This window comes from Paenibacillus glycanilyticus (assembly GCF_051200795.1).
GTDB classification, from domain to species: Bacteria; Bacillota; Bacilli; order Paenibacillales; family Paenibacillaceae; genus Pristimantibacillus; species Pristimantibacillus glycanilyticus.
This window is the reverse complement of sequence record NZ_CP195155.1, coordinates 5294193-5313418: the sequence shown is the minus strand read 5'-3', so window position 1 is coordinate 5313418 and position 19226 is coordinate 5294193. Positions and strand designations below refer to the sequence as shown.

The following is a 19226-nucleotide window of genomic DNA, read 5'->3' as shown; positions in this document are numbered from 1 at the left end:
TATGCTCGATTTGCTTTACTGGTCAGACCAGCCGATCGAGCCGTTTTTTCACTCCCATATGCATTACGAGGTTTATTATTTCCATGGCGGCAAATGCAACTATCTGATCGGCGACCAGATTTATGAGCTTGCTCCAGGCGATTTGATTATTATGTACGGCATGACGCTGCATTGCGCCAAGGCGGATCCGTCGGTTGAATACATCCGGTCCATCATCCACTTTGAACCAACGCTCTTGCAGCCTTATCTCGAATTGCCGCATGCCCGCAACATTCTTCAGCCGTTTCAGCAGCTGAACAATTACCGGCTGCGGCTTCGGGGAGAGGATAAAGCGGAGGTTGAGCGGATTCTGGCCAAGATGGACGAATATCAAAAACGCGGCGATGCGGTTGGCGACAACCGGTTCCGGCTTGCGTTTGTGGATCTGCTCTATATGATCCTTGATCATTGCGAGCAGCCGCTTCTAAACCGCAATAGGCAGGAATACAGCTCCGAGAAGGAAGCGACGGTGCAGCGCATTATTTCGGTGCTGGAGGAGAATTATACCGAGGACCTGAATATGGAGCTGCTGGAAGAACGGCTGCATTTAAGCAAGTCGTATCTTTCCAAGCTGTTCAAAGAAGTGACCGGCGTCACGATCTTTCATTACATTTATACAAGAAGGATCAACGAGGCGAAAATCCTGTTCCTGATGCAGCCGGAGCTGTCGGTTACGGAGGTATGCTTCCGGCTTGGCTTCAAGCATCTGGCTCATTTCAGCAGACTGTTCAAGCAATATGCCGGCATGCCCCCAGAGCAGTTCCGCAAGCGCGAGCAAGTGCAGGTTTAAATAATACTGATTAGGAACCTTGATAAATCAAGGTTCTTTTTCGTTTGTCCTTATTATTAATGAACTATTTTTTCCGATGTCCATAAAACTTCTCCTGATATCCATTTCAAATACACATGTTGGACACAGGAACCTTTTATACTTCAACTTGCAAGAACATTAATAAAGGGGTAATGCCCCTCTATGAAAGGGATGTTATACATGAAATTCAAACAACAAAAAAGACTCGGTCTAGCCCTTGCTGCAGCTTTACTCGTTTCCCCGATCTCCCTATCTCTGCCAGCGGGTCAAGCGAAAGCGGCTGCTGCCAACGCAAAATTCAGCATCACCAATCAGTCTTTTAGCATTGAGGGAGTTAAGAGCAGCATCGGTACCATCAATAGCAACGGCTCCACTTTTATTGCATTGCGAAACTTAAATACGGCGTTGGGACTAGGAACAAATTTCGATAAAACGACTCAATCGGTTACTGTTACCGGACATAACCGGATCATGAAGCTGGATCTAAAAAACAAAACCGTGACGTTAAACGGTCAACTCATTAATGGCCAGCAAGTGATTGTACAGGATAATACGACATATCTTCCACTGCGCTTCTTGTTAGAACGCTTGGGCTATGAAGTGACGTACACCTCGGCTTCCAAGCAAATCGGCATTAAAGCCATTGCCGAGAATAAGCTGACGATCCAAGCCCACTCGTTAAGCGATAATAGCGGCGGCAAGAAGCGATTCGTTTATTACCCTGTGATCTCCGGCATGGGAAATACGGAAGTACAGACCAAAATCAATGCGCTGTTGAAGCAAGAGGCTGAGAAGACTATAGCCTTAGCGAGCCAGCATAACGAATATGATGTTATCAGCAACAGCAATCTTAAGGGAGAATTCGAAGTTACGTATAACGAGAAAGGAAAGCTAAGTCTTTACACGTATTACGGCATCGATTCAGGCGGAGCGCATGACCTCCATAATCTCGTCCCTCATACGTTCGATCTGAATACGGGCAACGAGCTTTCCTTGAAGGACGTGACTGAAGGTAAGGCAAACTATGTGACGATCATTAACGATCAGATAAAAAAACAAATCAAAGACCGTAAGCTTGACGTGATCACGCCTTTTAAAACGATTGAGGCAAATCGTGACTTTTACTTAAGTCATAACGGAGTGGTCATTTACTTCACCGAAGGCGAGTTATTGGGCGCTGCGCAGGGCTTTCCTAGGTTCGTTATTCCTTTCTCGGTATTCAACCGTTAACCGATAGACAAGAACGCTGAAAAAAGCGCCCTCCTTCAACGGGAGAGGGCGCTTTTGCGAGTTTAGATAAACTGCTTTACATCGTTGTTACGGTTGAAACGGTATATGGCGATCAATGTAAACACGACGGCAAAGGCGAGGAGAATGAACAAGTTGAGCGCGAGACTTCCGATCGCTTGACCGTCCTGCAGCTTAGTAATGGTATCGAGAAGCCAGTGCTGCGGGAGGAAACTCGAGATTTTCTGAACGGTATCCGGCATAATCTCCGATGGGAAGAAGCAGCCGGCAAGAAGACAGGTTGGCGTAATGATTAGCGTCTGCAACGCGCTGGCGCCTTTGCTATTTTTTGAGAACGCTGTGAGCAGCAGGGCAAGGGCGATAGCGACAAGCGAGAAAAGAAGGAGTATGCCTAGCATTTCTCCGAACGGCATCCCGGAATCGATACCGATGGCGTACTTTAGGACCAACAGGGTAACGACGATCTGCAATACCTGGATAATGAAGGTAACCAGCACGTTTCCTAGTACGAATCCTCGGGCCGAGAGCGGCGAGGACAGCAGACGGAGAAAGGTGCGATTTTCTCTCTCCTTAAGAATAAGGTTGCTCATGTTGACTGCGGAGAAGAGAAGGAACATCAGCAGGAAGCCTATCGTTTGATACGTCATGTCCTTATACTTCGCTGTATCTTCAAGCGATTCAGACTCGAACTTGAAGCTGGACTTTTTGTAATCCGCATAGATGGCGTCGAACGCATCCGCGTCGTTCTTCGTCGACTGGCCAATGGAGGCGACATTGCCGACGTAGCCTTCAAGCAATGCCTTCACGTAAGACGTCACTTCCGCGCCTTTTGCGGAGACAATCCGAAGATGAGCAGGTTGACCGTTCCGGACGCTGCCCGCGAATCCTTCCTCGAAGATAAGACCGCTGTCCAGCTTGCCGGAAGCGATATCCTTGTTCATGGACGCTTGGTCAACCATCGTGATCTTTACGTTGTTCAGCCCTTCCACGAAATGGATCGCATCCTGCGTCAACGTTTTGTCGCCGTCTTGGTTGAGGATACCGACCTTTAGGGTGCCGCCGCTGGAGCTTCCGTAGATTAGCATGGAGAGCAGGATGGCGGCGACCGGCAATCCGAAGTAAACAATCCAACTCGATCTCTTGCGGAAGGTCGAGAGGAGCTGCTTGCGCACGATCCAAAGGATGTTATTCATATCAGAACGCCTCCCGTTTGCGCATCGTAATGGCGACGAATGCGAGGAATGCTGCCGCAATCGCGGTATTAAGCCCCATGACTGGGAATACAGCCTGCAAGTCGTCGTTATAGATCAGCTTCATTAATGCTTCGTTCGCCCATCGAAGCGGCGAGGCGTTCGCAATTCCGGCAAAGACGCCGGATGCTTCGTCGACAGGGAAGTAGGCGCCGCCGAACATGGATGCCAACTGAACGAAGATCATCATCACTGCGTTGACCGCATCGTCTTTGAATAGAAAGGCGATGCCAAGGCCGAAGCTGACCGCCAGCAGAACTTCGGTGAACAGCAGGAGGAACACGGAGCCCAGGTGGTTGCCCCAATTGGCGTTAAATACGTATTTGCTGAAAAGGACAACTACAAGGATACACAAGAAGTTAATTAGGGTGCTAGCGATTACCTTACCCGCGAAAATTTCCAGCTTCCCGACGGGGGCTGCGGCCAGTCGCAGCGCTGTCTTCCGCTTCACTTCACCGCGAATGAGCCAGCTAGCCGACATGCAGGCATAGAAGGCGATCATTGTTGATTCTACGATAGCGTAATAATCGATGGAGCCTGGTTTACGGTCCGGAATAAGCGAGGATTCCTGGATGAACGAACCAACCGAAGCTTCCCCGGCGATGATGGCATCCGCCGCTTCGGGACTATTTTTCAAAGCTGCCGCTGCCAAGTTGTATTTATCGGCGAACGAGGTCAGCATGCCTTGTATGATATTGCTTGAGATTGTCTGGCGGCTGCTCCCATAGAAATGAATGCCGTTATCGTCGATCTCCGCATACGCCGTATATTCATTATCCTGAACGGCATTCTTGCCGTCGATGCCGCCCGCAGCGGGCGTAAACTCGACGCCTTCTTTGCCGATCGCTTGAGCGAATCCGTTCCAATAGCTTTGAAGCTGAGGACTCTGCGCGGTATTTTTAACAAGCAGATTCATATCCCCGAGTTCTACTCCGTTATTAAAGGCGTTAGTGAGAGCCGTTCCGAGGATCAGGATGAGCACGATCGGAAAGGCAAGCATCAGGAGAAGCGTACGTTTATCCCGCAGGTCCTTCTTGATCTCGAATAACGCTATGTTCAGCACGTTCACGTTTTTCGTCCTCCTTTAGTCTCTCAGGTTCCGGCCGGTCAATGTCAGGAACACCGTCTCCAGATTTGGGGCTTGCTCTTCGACCGAACTAATTTCGACTTGATCTCGAATTAACAGTTGGATAACCCAGTTGAGATTATTGATTTCGCCTTTTGATACGATCTTGACCGTCTGTTCCTCCAACCGAACGGAATTGACGCCGGAGATTTGCTTCAGTGCGTCCAGATCAAGGCGCTCGGCGTTCTTCACGCCGATCCAAGTTTCCTTCGTATCGGTGATGATCGACTTGAGCTGCTCCTTCGTGCCTTCAGCGATAATCTTTCCGTGATCGACGATCGCGATCCGGGTACAAATCTCTTCAACCTCTTCCATATAGTGACTCGTATAGATGACCGAGCAGCCCATCTGATTCAGCTTTTTGACTGAGTTTAAGATGTAGTTGCGCGACTGTGGATCGATACCTACCGTCGGTTCGTCCATAATGATCAGCTTTGGGTGGTGAGCGATGGCGCAGGCGATGTTGAGGCGCCGCTTCATTCCTCCGGAGAAACTCTTCGGCAGAGCCTTGTGCTTATCGCCGAGACCGACGAACTCCAGTGCCTCCTCCGTGCGTTCCTTAAGCAGTGCGCCGCGGAGACCGTACAATCCGGCGAAGAAGCTTACATTCTCGTAGGCGGTCATCTCTTCGTAGATCGCAAGATCCTGCGGTACGATGCCGATGTTCATTTTGGTGAATTTGTTATCCTTTACGATGTCTTTGCCAAGAAGCTTGATCTCGCCCTTCGTGATCCGCAGCAGAGAGGAGATCATGTTGATCGTCGTGCTCTTGCCTGCGCCGTTCGCTCCGAGGAAGCCAAAGATTTCACCTTCGTGAACGCTGAGATTCATGTTATCGACGGCGATGAATTCGCCGAATGTTTTGGTCAAGTTGCGGATTTCCAATACGTTCATCCGTATCACTCCGTTTTCGGTAATGTTTATGGCTTTATTTTAATAAAAAAGGATGACCTCATGTCAGTGCATAAGTTCATCCTTTGTATATGAGAAATCTCATGTTTAAAGCGTGAGTTCTTTCATCCGCCTTTCTGGAAGGGCAGGAGAGTGGTCACGCGGAAGCCCTTTGTGCCGTCAACAATGACGGTCCCTCCCGCGGACGCGGCTCTCTCCTCCATGCCAACGATGCCCAACCCTTTGACGATTTTCTCAGCACCCTTGCCGTTGTCGGCGATGACGGACTGGATCATGCGGTTCAGGACGCGAATTTCGAATTCGATAGCGGTGGCCTCTCCGTACTTCAGCGAATTCGTCACCGCCTCCGTCGCGTTCTCATGGATAATCTTCCATTGCAGCGGCGTGACCAAATCCAGATCTCCCTCATGCGTGACGGTGGCGTTCACCGAGTGATTGGCGGACAACTCGTCCGCAAACAGCCTAAGCCGGTGGATGCCAAGCTCTTCCGACCGGGGCTTCATGTCTTTAAGCGTAAGGCGGATCCGCTCCAGCCCTTCCTTGGAGATCGTAATCGCGTTGCCAAGAAGCTCGGATGCCTTATCCGGATTCGTACCGAACAGGCGCCTGGAAGCTTCCATCTGAATGAGGGCGCCCGCCATCGCATGGCCGACTTCGTCGTGTATCTGCTGCGACAGCCGATTGCGCTCTTCCAGCTTACTTGTATACTGGGATTGGCGAATATACTCCTTGTTCATACTAAGGGACTGCTTCAAATGCTGCAGATCGAGGCGAAGCGTCTCTCTCTCCCCGCCGATCTTCTCGAGCTTCTCCGTATGAACCCGCAAGCTATAGTAGAAAAGAAGGCTTAAGGAAGCTGCGAGAAGATAAATCAGGCTCTCATCTTCCGGGATGAGAAACAGCGGCACAAGTCCAAGCAGCAGGGCGAATCGGTTCCTTCCTCCCGACATCAGTACAATCTCATAAAGATTGACGGGCAGCAGCAGAATAAAAACCGTGTTCAGACGAAAGGCGAACACAACGACCAGTACGGCCGAAAGGGCCGATCCGAGCAATTGAAGCCGTCTTTGCTTTCTCAGAATCGGAATGGCCATGTTCACGCACAGGTAAGACAAGTAGGCTAGTATTTCCCAGGGAGATGCTCCACGCACGACCGAATACGAGACGAAGATGACGTAGACAAGCAACACGGCCTTGTTGCCGATGATCCAAAATTCCATGCTGCGTCTCCTTAATCTTCCGAGGGCTTGACTTCGCCCGTCAAATAATAGATCGCGATTTGCGTCCTGTGTTCAAGACCCGTCTTGTTCAGGATGGATGTGATGTAATTGGCTGTCGTGCCTTCGGAGATGAATAACTTTTTTGAGATTTCCTTGTTAGACAACCCTTTAGCGATCTGCGCCATGATGTCGAGCTCTCGTTCCGTGAACAAGCTGCGGTTAATTCGATCCGAACCGGGGCCGGCAGCATGATTGTTATCTGTTTCGCGGGTTGCCGGAGGATTCGCTTGCGTGCCCGTCAACAGATTGGATTTGATCTTGTTCAGAACGGCGTCCTGAAGAACGTGATGATCATTGTAAACACTCTTTATGGCGTCCCGGATTTTCTCAGGATCGTTATTCTTGAGGAGGTACCCTCTGGCGCCCGACCTCACCGCTTCGAGAATGTATTCATCGTCATCGAAAGTTGTAAGGATAAGCGGCTTGGCATTCGTCTGTTCGGTCAGGAGACGGGTTGCCTCGACGCCGTTCATATTCGGCATTCGCACGTCGAGAAGGGCGACATCCACTTCGTGCGAGCGGCAATAATCGACTGCCTCCGCTCCGTCTCCAACGGTGGCCACAACCTCGAACTCGTCGAACGTGGTGAGGATAATCTTCATTCCTTCACGGATAAACGAATTATCGTCCGCGATCAGCACTTTTATTTTCAATGGACAAGGCCTCCTTATGAACTCGCTTGCGAGCATACACATTGATACAAGAATATACCATTCGAGCTTAATCCGACAATCAATGATCGATATCGCTAGTACAACGACATGATAATCCCGATTTAGAACCTTGATAAATCAAGGTTCTTTTTCATTTCTTGTCGTTTTTTATAAACGTGAAAATCTCTTTATACTGGAATAACGACAAGAAAAGCACCCTATTAAGGGTTGTGTGAGCAATTTGTGCTGAGAAGATAAAGTGTCGACAGTCAGGACTTCATTAAGCGAACGGTCTGGGATAAATATCCATATAAATTGTAGGAGGGATTAAAATAAATAATGTTTTAAGAGGTCTAGGAGCAATGACAATGCTTGTGGGAATCATTATAGGCATAACCCTTTACGATAAAAAATGTGCTCAATTTCGTTTTGCTATTCCAGTATTCGGACGTTAATTGCAAAAACCCATTACCTTCGAGGTGATGGGTTTTTTTGTGAGTTAACCTATTTTGAGGGGATGCGTTAATTATCTAATCATTTATTAAACATCAGAACGAACAGTTAACTTGACTGTCGCCTGTAAACCATTGTTTTGATTGATTTCCCAAGTCCATTGACCATTTTGAGCGCTAGTCCAAGAATAGGTGCTCTGATACGATTGGCCTGCAGTAAGAGTGCCACTTTGCCAAATGTTACCGGAAGGATCTTTTAGTTTATAAGTAATTGTAGTTGTCCCAACGTTTTGAATGAATGTACGAACATTTTCCGGAGTACTCGTGTTATATTTGAAAGATGGGTAACCTTGTCCATTAATGACAGTGGAAGGTGCATCTAGCAAAAGAGAAAGAGGGGGTAATCTCTTCATAAGTTGGTTGAACAGTAACCGTCTTTGTTTCAGTACCTGGATCCGCACTAGCGGCTAAAGGAACGGCGAATAACATTGCTGCAGATGCTGCTGTGATAATAAACTTTTTCATGATTTACCTCCGAGTAATGTATAAGTGTTGGGATGAGGTATTGTAGTATTTTCGTATGACTGATTGATTGATTTAATTATAAGAGGAATCATCAGGTACTATCTACAAATGTCTGGCCCACTTGTAAGATATTAACACAATATTGATAATTTGCAACCGCAAGTATAATTAGTAAATGCCGCAACCTATTGCGGGTTTTTAAATGGTTTTTACATAATTTATAAGAAAATGTTAATTCAATGCGGTTAATATGTAATTTTTTAGGGTGAATGAGTAAGAAGGGATTCCATGACGTTCATCCAGATTATCGGAGCGACAATATCGGGCATGCGATGGTTGATAAGCTGCTCCAATCAGCTGAAAGCAATGGTATAACTCGTTCCACAGTGTATTCCGCAAGTAAGCAGTGGCAGAAAACGTTGGTTTTTACGAAAAACACGATTTTAAGATGTGGTTTGTTCAAATGTACCGATAAGCGACATGTGATTACGCTAACTGGAGACAATAGCTTAATGCAACATAAAAAAGTAGTCGCTAACTTAACGGCTACTTTTTTATGTAAAAGTATTGATGGATGCTCATGTAATCTGATCGGCAATCGCTTTTCATTGAAAGCGCAGTATTCCAAAACGCTGCTGATTACATTCATGCAGTTTTCTAACGATTACAATTTCTTATCATTATTCGCAAATCGGCCTGCGCCTTCTGTCAGCACGGCTACGACGCGGTGAGTCATTTCGTCCACACTTATATCTTCATAAGATTTGCTCCATTGTACCGCGGCGCCGAATATCGACCAACTTGTCATGAGAGCCATCGTGTCGACATGGATTGTCCAATCAGCCTGGTCCGCCCGAAGCTTTTGTAGCCAGAGTTGCAGCAATTCGGCGAGCTCGTCACGTACTGAGCTCTCGAATAGCGGGTTTACCGTATCGATCGGGCTGCACCGACCGTATAGTGAGCGAACGTGATCCAGTACTATTCGGACCAGCATGAGCAAATGCTCGGGATTCCAACCTGCATCCGGTGGAAGTTCACGCTCTAGTATGTGGCGAAATTTATCACGGATGGACTGCTCCAGCAGCGCGAATTTGTCCGGAAAATGAGCGTAGAACGTCCCCCTGTGTACATCTGCGCGGTCGGTGATATCCTGAATTGTCATCGCGGTAAATCCCTTTTCCCGCATCAGTTCCGCGAACGACTGCTTCAGCAGTAACTGCGACCGCCTCCGTCGTCTATCGGCTTCATTCCTCTCCGTTTCCATCGTTTATAACGCTCCTCGCTTGACGTCAACGGAGCTCAAGAGCCGACAGCCCCAACAAAATCGTCGATTTGTCAGGTAAACGACTTGCGGGCTGTATTGTCCGTTGTTACCAGTCTTCGATTTTATTACTATTGTAATGAACGTGGCCCGTTTATTCAATGAAAGGAAAGAGGGATAAATGATCATGGCGATGGAAATACCTCAGAAAATGAGAGCGATCCGTTATTTTACTTACGGAGGGGTAGACGTGTTGCGTTGCGAGGAAGTGCACGTTCCGGAGGCAGGTGAAAACGAGGTTCTCGTCCGCGTTCATGCAGTCGGCGTCAATCCAGGCGATTGGCAGATCCGTTCGGGCTTAGCTGGCGATCGATTCAAACTTCCTTATATTCCTGGCTGGGATGTTTCGGGAGTGGTTGCCAGTGTGGGGGCTGGAGTAACAAGCTTTCGTCCGGGCGATGCCGTTTACGGGATGACCGTCAACAGTGGGGGTTGCGCGGAATATGTCATTGTACCGGCCGGGCATTTGGCTCTCAAACCTGAATCAATTGATTTCGTCGAGGCTGCGGCTTTGCCTCAGTCTGGCTTTACCGCTTGGCATGCGTTGTTCGTACAAGGAAAACTAGAGACGGGACAAACGGTACTGATCAACGGCGCCGCCGGGGGAGTCGGCCACCTTGCGGTCCAACTCGCCCGATGGAAGGGGGCACGCGTCATCGGAGCTGCTTCTGCCCGTAACGAGTCATACTTGCTCGATCTGGGCGTAGATGCATTTGTCGACTATACAGCAAGTCTACCGGCAGAGATCGAACGTAGCGTGGACATTGTCCTCGATACAGCGGGAGGAGAAAACGTAGACTGGCTTCTGAATACCCTGAAGCCGGGAGGTCGCCTCGTACCGATTACGCTTGGGCGCTATTCGTTCGATAACGCGGCAAAGGCGTCTGTAACAGTCCAGGAGGTGCAGTTCCCGCCGATCGCTACTGCTTATCTAGACGAATTGACCCGCCTAGTTAACGGCGGACAATTGAACATAACGATCGACTCTGTGTTTCCCTTAGAGGAAACTGCCAAGGCACATGAAAAAAGTGAGAGCCGCCGAGCGCGTGGTAAAATCGTCATCCGCGTGCTGTAGTGGTGAAGACAAAGGCTTCTACATTTCAAAATAAGGTCAATGTTTTAAGCTAAACATTCCTGTTAAGCCTAAGAAATGGGCTTTGTAAAAAAAGGAGCGCCTCGGTATGATGGGTTTGTCCACAACACATCAAGGAGGCGCTCTTACTATGAAGTTTAAGCAATCCGATGCACAAAATCAACGTATTGAACGAATTACCACATCACATCTTGTTGTTGGGATCGACATGGCAAAAGAAACTCATGTTGCCCAGGCTACAAACTTCCGCGGAATTGTAGTTTCTAAACGGCATCTCTCATTCCCTAATAGTGCTGAAGGGTTTACTAAATTGAGCAGCTGGATGGCGGAACTACAACAAAAACATGGGCTAAAAGAGCTGATCATTGGTATGGAACCGACCGGTCATTACTGGTTCAACCTGGCTAATTGGCTATCAGACAAAGGGGTACACGTGGTCATGGTTAACCCTGCTACGACGAAGAGAAACAAAGAAAACCGAGACAATAGCCCATCTAAAAATGACCCCAAGGATGCATTGGTCATTGCAGATTCAGTCAGTCGTGGTTTTTACTATGAGTACACGCGTCAATCGCTTATGTTTCAAAGATTACGAACCATGATGAGTGATCGAGAGTTCTGGGTATCGAATAGTATACGACTACAAAATCGGATCGTACGTTGGCTGGACATCCGTTTTCCTGAGTATCCATCTGTATTTAAAAACTGGGCTTGCAAGCGATCGTTGGCAACGCTAAAAACATTCCCATGTCCACAGGATTTACAGACATATACTGTGGCAGATGTCGTTCAAGCATGGCGGGTTCATATGCAGCGCGCTGGAGGAACTACGGGCATTGAGAAGGCTGCACAGCTCATTGCCCAGGCGAAGAACAGCGTTGGGGAACGTACTGCTAAAGATGAAGCAAAGGCGGATTTAAAACGACTTATTGAGGAATATGAGCGAGTTACGATCATGCTTGAAGAAATTGAAGCAGATATAGAAACTCTGCTTGCTGAGATTCCAATGGCACAGCAACTTCGTTCTATAAGAGGACTTGGAAAGATATTTACTGCTGCAATATTAGCTGGTACAGGAGATCTGAGACAATATTCACATGGACGTCAGGTACTGCGAAAGGCGGGGCTCAACTTAGCAGAAAGCACATCAGGAAAACGAAAAGGGCGAATTGTTCTTTCAAAACGAGGTGACTCTGCATTACGGAAATATCTCTACCTTGCAACGGTTCAGCTCGTTTGGAATAATCCCGTTTTCCGTTACCTGCATGAGCGTAATGTGCAAGAAAAGAAGATGAAAAAGCAGCAATCCATCTTTAAATTAATCGGGAAGTTAGCACGTATTTTAGTTGGCATTGTTCAGCGAGGAGAACAGTTTACACCTGAGAAAACAATCCTAGTCTGGGGAGAAGCAGCCTAAGTTAGTTTTATAAGTAGTCACGTATATTGACTCGTTCGCGGGATTTCACAAAGAAAGCACGGAGGACCGAGTTCGTTTCCCATAAGGGCTCAGACCCATCCGCTAAACGCTATCGGTCTCCACACCTTGGACAGGTATAACGAAGGAATGTAAGGGCAGTGACCCGTTGAGATCTGGGAGGGTGAACCTCCGAGGGAGAAGTGGAGTATGCGTGCAGTAGAAAGTCATTGGGGAATATTTCCTACTTGTTCCTCTATTTCAACATGCCCGACTGACAGCCCCAACCGTTTCTGTACCTTGGCGTACCTAAGATAAACTCGATTCAAGGTGTAGAAATCCTGCGAATGAGTGAGTATATGTGAGATAAACCCTTAAAAACGAGGGAACGGGATACGTTAGTTGAATGAGACAGTGGAGCAGCCGATTAATAATGCCGGCTGCTTACGTTGTATTTATGAGCAAGTATTTGTTCAAAATTTAAAAGGGAGTTTCTTGTCGCTGTACTATGATCGATATGTGCTGCCCTTTTTTCAATTTGCCTCTTGCAAAAACTAATGACATTAGTTATTATAAAACTAACGATATTAGTTTATGGGCGAAGGTGGTTAATTAAAATGAGAATGACACGTCATGAACAAGTTTACCAGCTTACTTTTATGCCAAAAATGTTTCCGGTGAATTGTTATTTGGTGGAGGAAGAGAAGAGCTTGACGCTAATCGATGCCGCGATGCCGGGCAATGCCGAAGCTATTCTGAAAGCGGCAAAGCAGATCGGCAAACCGATTACGCGTATTGTTCTGACCCATGCCCATAGCGACCATATTGGAGCTTTGGATGCGCTGAGGAAGCAATTGACCGATGTGACGGTATATATTTCCGCCCGTGATTCCAGACTGCTTAACGGTGACCGCTCGCTTGACGCGAATGAGCCGGAAACGCCCATTCGGGGCGGCGTGCCTAAGCCGGGCAAAATCGCAACGCGCCCGGATGTGCTTCTGCAGGATGGAGACCGCGTAGGTTCCCTGCTGGCGATAACGACGCCGGGCCATACGCCGGGCTCGATGTCCTTTCTCGACTCGCGGAGCCATGCACTGATTGCCGGAGATGCTTTTCAGGTGCGCGGTGGAATAGCGGTAAGCGGGCAGGTGCGGTGGAAGTTCCCTTTTCCCGCGATGGCGACCTGGAATAAGATCGAATCGCTCCGCAGCGCAATGAAGCTGCTGAAGCTGAAGCCATCCTTGCTGGCCGTTGGTCACGGGGATTTGATTGTTCAGCCGGAAGCGATGATGGAGTTGGCCATTCAGGATGCTTCGCGCAAGCTTGATGCCGTAATTGTTCATTAGTAAGCATTAGAAAGGGAGAATAGACCATGTCACCAAGAATAGGATTGGACCTGCCAACCATCATACAAAAGGCTGCCGAGCTGGCGGACGAGAACGGACTCGAATCCGTTACCCTCGCCTCGTTGTCCCAGAAGCTTGGCATCCGTTCTCCTTCTTTATATAACCATGTGGACGGATTAAGCGGACTTAAGGAGAAGCTTGCCTTATACGGGCTCAAAAATCTGCATGACCGGCTGCTCCGCGCCGTGGCCGGAAGATCGGGCGATGATGCCGTCTTTGCCATAGGGCTAGCTTATATCGGATTCGCGAGAGAGCATCCGGGCTTGTACGAGGCAACGCTTCCGGCCCAGCAGACGGAGGACGCGGAGCTGATCAAAGTAAGCGAAGAATTGATTCAGCTCATTATTACGGTGATGGACTATGCTTATAAGATAAAGCAGGAGGATACGATCCATCTCGTCAGAGGCTTCCGAAGCTTTATGCATGGCTTCGCAACGCTGGAGAGAAGCGGAGGCTTTGGATTGCCGGTAAATCTGGACGAGAGTATTCAGGTTGTGCTTAAGGTTTATGTGGCCGGCATTCGGCAGCAATTCCGTACTTGAATCAACCTAAAATCCGAATATACGTTTACTCAAGAGGCCGGGCGATCCCCTTCCGATAATCATCGGGGGATTGTCCGGTAAATTTTTTGAACGTTTGGCTGAAATGCGAGACGTATTTGAAGCCAATCTCAAAGGCGGTTTCCGTGATGGAACGGTCCGGGTTCATCGTAAACAACATTTTAGCCTGATTGATTCGCCGCTGATACAAGTAATGGAACAAGGTGATGCCGGTCGTTTCCTTGAAGATCTTCACCAGGTAATGCTTATTAAGATGCATATAATCGGCGATATCGTCCAGCTCAAGATCCTCCCGGTAATGCTCCTCGATATAAGCGATCAGCTTCTGGACGTTCTGTTGCTTAATGCTGCCGGGCGCAGAGGCTTGCCCGTAACTAGGCATATGGGCGAATTCGTAAATAAGCAGCAGCAGCTCTTGGAAGCAGAGGATTAACCGGTCATGCGACAGCGGATCATCGCTTTGGCGTAGCAGGCATAACCGTTCCAGCAACGGCTCAATCCTTGCTTGCTCCTCGGCTCTCAGGGAGATCAGGCGATTCGTCTGTCTCTCGAAGGGGAGCAGCAGGGGGATCAGAAAAGGCGGCTGAAACAAGCCTGAAGCAAACGCGGGGTCAAAATGGACGACCGTCCTGCAATATTCGTAGCGGTTATCGATGGACGGATAATGAAGAGTCATCCCGTTCATCAGAATAAGGTTGCCTGGAGCCAGCTCATAGATGCTGTCGCCGATTAGAAGCTTGCATTTGCCGCTGTGAAAATAATAAATTTCATATTCCAGATGGGAATGAAAGTCGGTTGGAATCTGGGATGTATTGTACATCGCTTCAATGGGAAGCGGGTATCGCTCTTGAACGCTCATGAGATTCCTCCACGGATGAAATAGCTGTTGTTTTATTATACTGCTTGGCATTTAATTACACCAACCACATATAAATGGGCCTGCGATGAACGATAACCGGATAGAAGCGGTACGCCCCCCGGCGGTGGTACGATGTGATTAGGACAAGTTGAGGAGGATAATCGATTATGATCAAGGAACAACTGGCCATAGAATCCGTCAGTGCGATGAAAGAAACCGTTGGGCGTCTTGCGATGACGATGCCGGTAACGGATATGCATACCCATTTATTTTCCGCCGATTTCGGCAATTTGCTGCTATGGGGAATCGATGAACTGCTTATATATCATTATCTAATTTCGGAGTCGTTCCGCTGGGCGGATGACCGGGAGTCGTATGACGCCTTCTGGGCCATGTCGAAGCGGGAGCAGGCGGATTGGATCTGGAACAAGCTCTTTATCGAGCATTCGCCGATCAGCGAAGCGGCAAACGGCTTTATTACGATATTGCACCGTCTCGGTCTTGATGTTTCCTCGCGTAATCTGAACGATTACCGCGAGGCGCTTGCCAGCCGTACGACGGCTGAGCAGGTGGACGAGGTTCTCCGGATCTCGAACGTGAAGCATGTCCTCATGACCAATGATCCGTTTGACCCGGAAGAGCGTGAAGTATGGCTGAACCGCGGCGGCAATACGGATTCCCGGTTCTCCGCTGCCCTGCGGGTAGACACCCTTCTGAATGACTGGCCTAATGCGGTCGTTCAGCTCCGCTCCCTTGGTTACGACGCTTCCGAGGAGTGGACGGAGAAGACAAAGGAAGAAGTACGCCGTTTCCTGTCCGAATGGATTGTTCGCATGGACGCTTTGTATCTGGCGGTATCGATGCCGGGCGATTTCGTCTATCCGGCTGAAGATCACCGCACTCGCATGATTGACGAAGCGATGGTGCCTGTCTGCCAGAAGCATGGCATTCCGTTTGCCCTCATGATTGGCGTTCGCCGCCGCGTGAATCCGGAGCTTCGTCTTGCGGGCGACATGAGCATGGATTCGGATGTTTCCGCGGTTGAAGCTTTATGCCGCAATTATCCGAAGCAAAAATTTCTTATCACGATGCTGGCCCGCAGCAATCAGCATGAGCTGACCGTGCTTGCGCGGAAGTTCCGCAATCTAATGGTATTTGGCTGCTGGTGGTTCCTTCACATTGAATCGATGGTAGAGGAGATGACAAAGTTCCGTCTCGAACTGCTGGGCACTTCCGTCATCCCGCAGCACTCGGACTGCCGGGTATTTGAACAGCTGATTTACAAGTGGGAGCACTCGCGCCGCATTATCGGGGAAGTGCTGGCCTCGAAGTACGAGCGTTTGTACAACAGCGGCTGGAGTGTAACGGAGGATGAGATCAGGCGGGATCTTGACGACTTGTTCAACCGGAACTTCTGGCGCTTCCTCGGCAAGGAACAACCGGAATAGCCGTGAGGAGAAGCAGGCGATGCCTGCTTCTTTTTTTTTGCGAATTCCAATTGTTTCACTTTGTTGCCAGTACAACATCACTGTCCGCCAAAAAAAACGAATCTATGCGTGGATGCGCCATATACTGTTGTAACGCAACAGGGATGGAGGCGACTCTACGTGACCGATAAACGTTTGCCGCGAAGCTCCCTTCTTTCGATAGGCGGCATGTTATTTCCAATCGTTGTGCATGGCATACATTTGCTGCTTCCGGTGCTCCTTACGGGCGGCATAAGCGCAATGGAATGGTCCAATATGCAGCATCATGGCGGCGGGATGAACGGCATGATGAACGATCCATTTATGGACGGCATTATGATGGGAATTATGATTGTCTCCGTCCTGTTTACCATCGGGTATCTTGTGCGGATTTGGCGTCTCCGTGATTGCAGCCGGGCGGCAGCCTGGTGTTATACCGGCGTATCCGCCGCTTGCTTCGGCTTGCTGTTCATACTGGTGTAACGGTTCTTCCGGTCCGGTAAGGACCGTTTTTTTGGGGATGACAAGCTCCGGCAAAAATGTTTATTGCGCTTTCGGGAAATCTCTGCTCTAATGGGTATGACTTGCAAAATAGTAACGGATAGCGGAGCGAAAGGATTGCAGCGGGATGGAAACAAAGGGCAGTGTCTATAAGCTCGGCATGCAGATGATGCCGCGCGTCTGGTTTAATGCGCGAATCGATTTCAGCGCGACTTTATTATTTAGTATTTTTAACGTGGTATTGAATCAATTTTTTATGCCGTTCGCGATTCGCGAAGGGGCTACCAACCTGCAGGTGGGGCTTTTGTCCGCGGCGCCGGCTGTAGGCCTTCTGTTCTCGCCGATCTGGGCGGCATGGATTGAAAGGTCGGGCAATCCGAAACCGTTTGTTATTGTTCCGAACCTCATTGGCAGACTGCTCATTATTTTTCCGGCCTTGTTTGCTTATCCATCCGTTTACGTTGCAACCGCTCTGGTCTTTCAGATCCTGATGGGGATACAGGCTCCGGCTTACGCTTCTCTAGTCGCGCGGATGTATCCGGCCGATGTGAGAGGCAGGCTGATGGGGTATGTGCGGGTGGCAAGCGGAGCATTAATGATTCCTCTTGCGTATGTCGTTGGCTCCTGGGCTGATGCCTCGGGACCATCGGGTCCGCTAATTACGGCTTCCATATTCGGAGTAGCATCCATTATCTTGTTTAACTCGCTTCGGCTTCCGAAGCAGGCCCTTCATGCGCCTTCCAGAGCAAGCGCGAAGTTCTCGTTTCGCGACCAGTGGACGCTTGTATCGGGGAACCGCAAGCTGGCCGTATTTTTGGCTGCGACTACCTTTTCCGGCTTCGGCAATATGCTGTCCAATCCGCTCTACCAGATTATTCAAGTGCAGGTGCTTGAGCTGAGCAACGTGCAGATTGGATTTGCCCGTGTCTCTTATTACGCAGGTCTTTTGCTAACTTACTTGATCGCCGGGCGATTGATTGACCGGATCGATATTAAACATGTTCTGTTATGCGGGATTAGCGCGTACGCGATCGTACCCATGTTATACGGAGTATGGGGAACCTATACGGCTGTTATCGTAGGGAACGGGATTCAAGGCGTAGGCGAGGCTATTTGGGATATCGGCATCCTTGCCTTTGTTTCCAGACTTGCCCCGGGAAGGGAAGCGGCCGTGTTCGGCGTGCATCTTATGCTGTTTGGCGTGCGTGGCACGATGGGACCGCTGCTTGGAGCGGGCTTGTCGGACAGCGTATCGTTAACGATGCTGCTTGTCATTGCATCTCTTTTCGGCTGGATTGGAACGGCGCTGTTCCTGGCTGGCAACCGAAAAGCTTTGCATCAGGAAGGAGCCTCCGGGCCCTTGCGGTAACGAGAATAATAGGGAAGGGGCCTGAATACAGGTCCCTTTTTTTGTGTGCTTGGCATTCGGGTTCGGATTGTTCATTTCTCGTTCATATTGGTCTGCTACAATGCAGACAAAAGGCCATAAAAGGGGAATACGAGAGATGAACAACTGGAAAATTGCACTAAGCGCTGTCGCAATCTCGGTTGCTTTGGCAGGCTGCGGCTCGAAATCGGATGAATCGGGCACTGCCGCGAACGGAACGACCGGACAAGCTCAGCAGCAGCAAAACCAAGGGCAGCAAGGCGGTTTCCAAGGCAGAGCCATGATGGGCACAATCGGCAAAATTAAATCGATTAATAGCCAGACCATTACGATTTATAAATCCTCATTCCAAAGACCGGAAGGTGGCGGACAGCCTCCTCAGGGCGATGCAGCGCAAGGCGATGCGTCAAACGGCAACCCTCCTTCAGGCAATCCTCCTCAAGGCGATGCCGGCTCGGCGCCTCAAGCGGGCAATGGGCAGAACTCCGGCGGCGGACGCCAGCGTAATATGGAGAACATGTTCTCCGACGAGACAATGGACATTACGGTAACGGATGCAACCAAGATTGTCTCGGCATCCTTTGCCGACGGGAAAATGACGGAAACGGACAAGACGCTGGCTGATCTGAAGGCCGATGATATTATTATGGTACAATTGAAGGACGATACGCAGGAAGCGGAGTCCATTCGCCTAGGCGGTTTTGGCGGCGGAGGATTCGGCGGAGGCGGACGCGGGGGTCAATTCCGGAATGGCGGCGGAGCCCAGAATGGGCAGCAGGCCGATCAGCAGACAACAACGAAGTAAAAACAAAAAAAGAAGCCCGGCAGGGCTTCTTTTTGCTGCGTATGAAAAACAACAAAGCCAGCTGCATCGTATGATAACAGCCGGCTTTGGGACATGCTATTGTAATGTTTCCTTAGTC

18 protein-coding genes are annotated in these 19226 nt (G+C 49.2%); 10 read left to right on the top strand and 8 right to left on the bottom strand.

All coding sequences use genetic code 11. From position 1 onward, the window contains the following. Window position 1 precedes the first annotated feature (1 nt). A complete protein-coding gene (locus ACR9FF_RS23955) occupies window positions 2–829 on the top strand; it encodes an AraC family transcriptional regulator (protein WP_127495620.1) in 828 nt (275 codons plus the stop codon). A gap of 201 nt (window positions 830–1030) precedes the next feature. Further along, on the top strand, window positions 1031–2080 hold the full coding sequence (locus ACR9FF_RS23950; RefSeq protein ID WP_435165523.1) for a stalk domain-containing protein: 1050 nt from the start codon (window positions 1031–1033) through the stop codon (window positions 2078–2080). Window positions 2081–2142: 62 nt separating this feature from the next. Here the strand turns inward: ACR9FF_RS23950 and ACR9FF_RS23945 are convergent, their stop codons facing one another. The 7 genes from ACR9FF_RS23945 to ACR9FF_RS23915 all read right to left on the bottom strand — a co-directional run bounded on the left by ACR9FF_RS23945 (window position 2143) and on the right by ACR9FF_RS23915 (window position 9560). After that, window positions 2143–3291, bottom strand: coding sequence for an ABC transporter permease (locus ACR9FF_RS23945; RefSeq protein WP_317979796.1), 1149 nt, complete (start codon window positions 3289–3291; stop codon window positions 2143–2145). A 1-nt stretch (window position 3292) separates the two neighbouring features. Further along, a complete protein-coding gene (locus tag ACR9FF_RS23940; protein WP_435165519.1) occupies window positions 3293–4417 on the bottom strand; it encodes an ABC transporter permease in 1125 nt (374 codons plus the stop codon). Window positions 4418–4432: 15 nt separating this feature from the next. Then, the gene (locus ACR9FF_RS23935) at window positions 4433–5368 is read right to left on the bottom strand and encodes an ABC transporter ATP-binding protein (protein WP_435165516.1); all 936 of its coding nucleotides are present in this window, start codon (window positions 5366–5368) and stop codon (window positions 4433–4435) included. Between the two features lie 122 nt (window positions 5369–5490). Next, window positions 5491–6606 carry a sensor histidine kinase gene (locus ACR9FF_RS23930; RefSeq protein WP_435165513.1) on the bottom strand — a complete coding sequence of 372 codons (1116 nt, stop codon included), beginning with the start codon at window positions 6604–6606 and terminating at the stop codon, window positions 5491–5493. An 11-nt stretch (window positions 6607–6617) separates the two neighbouring features. Beyond that, the gene (locus ACR9FF_RS23925) at window positions 6618–7319 is read right to left on the bottom strand and encodes a response regulator (RefSeq protein ID WP_435165510.1); all 702 of its coding nucleotides are present in this window, start codon (window positions 7317–7319) and stop codon (window positions 6618–6620) included. Between the two features lie 809 nt (window positions 7320–8128). Continuing rightward, a complete protein-coding gene (locus ACR9FF_RS23920; RefSeq protein WP_435165507.1) occupies window positions 8129–8296 on the bottom strand; it encodes a hypothetical protein in 168 nt (55 codons plus the stop codon). A gap of 664 nt (window positions 8297–8960) precedes the next feature. Next, on the bottom strand, window positions 8961–9560 hold the full coding sequence (locus ACR9FF_RS23915; protein WP_435165504.1) for a TetR/AcrR family transcriptional regulator: 600 nt from the start codon (window positions 9558–9560) through the stop codon (window positions 8961–8963). A 178-nt stretch (window positions 9561–9738) separates the two neighbouring features. Here ACR9FF_RS23915 and ACR9FF_RS23910 point away from each other — a divergent pair, with 178 nt between their 5' ends. The 4 genes from ACR9FF_RS23910 (at window position 9739) to ACR9FF_RS23895 (ending at window position 14072) form a co-directional block, all read left to right on the top strand. Beyond that, window positions 9739–10692: an NADP-dependent oxidoreductase gene (locus tag ACR9FF_RS23910; protein ID WP_435165501.1), complete on the top strand. Its 954-nt coding sequence runs from the start codon at window positions 9739–9741 to the stop codon at window positions 10690–10692. Between the two features lie 148 nt (window positions 10693–10840). Further along, entirely contained in the window at window positions 10841–12127 is a 1287-nt protein-coding gene (locus ACR9FF_RS23905) for an IS110 family transposase (RefSeq protein WP_435162984.1), read from the top strand. A gap of 614 nt (window positions 12128–12741) precedes the next feature. Further along, window positions 12742–13470 carry an MBL fold metallo-hydrolase gene (locus tag ACR9FF_RS23900; protein ID WP_248761843.1) on the top strand — a complete coding sequence of 243 codons (729 nt, stop codon included), beginning with the start codon at window positions 12742–12744 and terminating at the stop codon, window positions 13468–13470. Window positions 13471–13496: 26 nt separating this feature from the next. Then, window positions 13497–14072 carry a WHG domain-containing protein gene (locus ACR9FF_RS23895; RefSeq protein WP_435165498.1) on the top strand — a complete coding sequence of 192 codons (576 nt, stop codon included), beginning with the start codon at window positions 13497–13499 and terminating at the stop codon, window positions 14070–14072. A 25-nt stretch (window positions 14073–14097) separates the two neighbouring features. Here the strand turns inward: ACR9FF_RS23895 and ACR9FF_RS23890 are convergent, their stop codons facing one another. Further along, entirely contained in the window at window positions 14098–14949 is an 852-nt protein-coding gene (locus tag ACR9FF_RS23890; RefSeq protein ID WP_127495607.1) for an AraC family transcriptional regulator, read from the bottom strand. Between the two features lie 167 nt (window positions 14950–15116). Here ACR9FF_RS23890 and ACR9FF_RS23885 point away from each other — a divergent pair, with 167 nt between their 5' ends. The 4 genes from ACR9FF_RS23885 to ACR9FF_RS23870 all read left to right on the top strand — a co-directional run bounded on the left by ACR9FF_RS23885 (window position 15117) and on the right by ACR9FF_RS23870 (window position 19108). Continuing rightward, window positions 15117–16397, top strand: a complete 1281-nt coding sequence (locus ACR9FF_RS23885) for a glucuronate isomerase (RefSeq protein ID WP_435165495.1) — start codon at window positions 15117–15119, stop codon at window positions 16395–16397. Between the two features lie 159 nt (window positions 16398–16556). Continuing rightward, window positions 16557–16898, top strand: coding sequence for a hypothetical protein (locus ACR9FF_RS23880; protein ID WP_201007955.1), 342 nt, complete (start codon window positions 16557–16559; stop codon window positions 16896–16898). A gap of 145 nt (window positions 16899–17043) precedes the next feature. After that, the gene (locus ACR9FF_RS23875) at window positions 17044–18285 is read left to right on the top strand and encodes an MFS transporter (RefSeq protein ID WP_435165492.1); all 1242 of its coding nucleotides are present in this window, start codon (window positions 17044–17046) and stop codon (window positions 18283–18285) included. A gap of 136 nt (window positions 18286–18421) precedes the next feature. Next, on the top strand, window positions 18422–19108 hold the full coding sequence (locus tag ACR9FF_RS23870; protein WP_435165489.1) for a hypothetical protein: 687 nt from the start codon (window positions 18422–18424) through the stop codon (window positions 19106–19108). Window positions 19109–19226 lie beyond the last annotated feature (118 nt).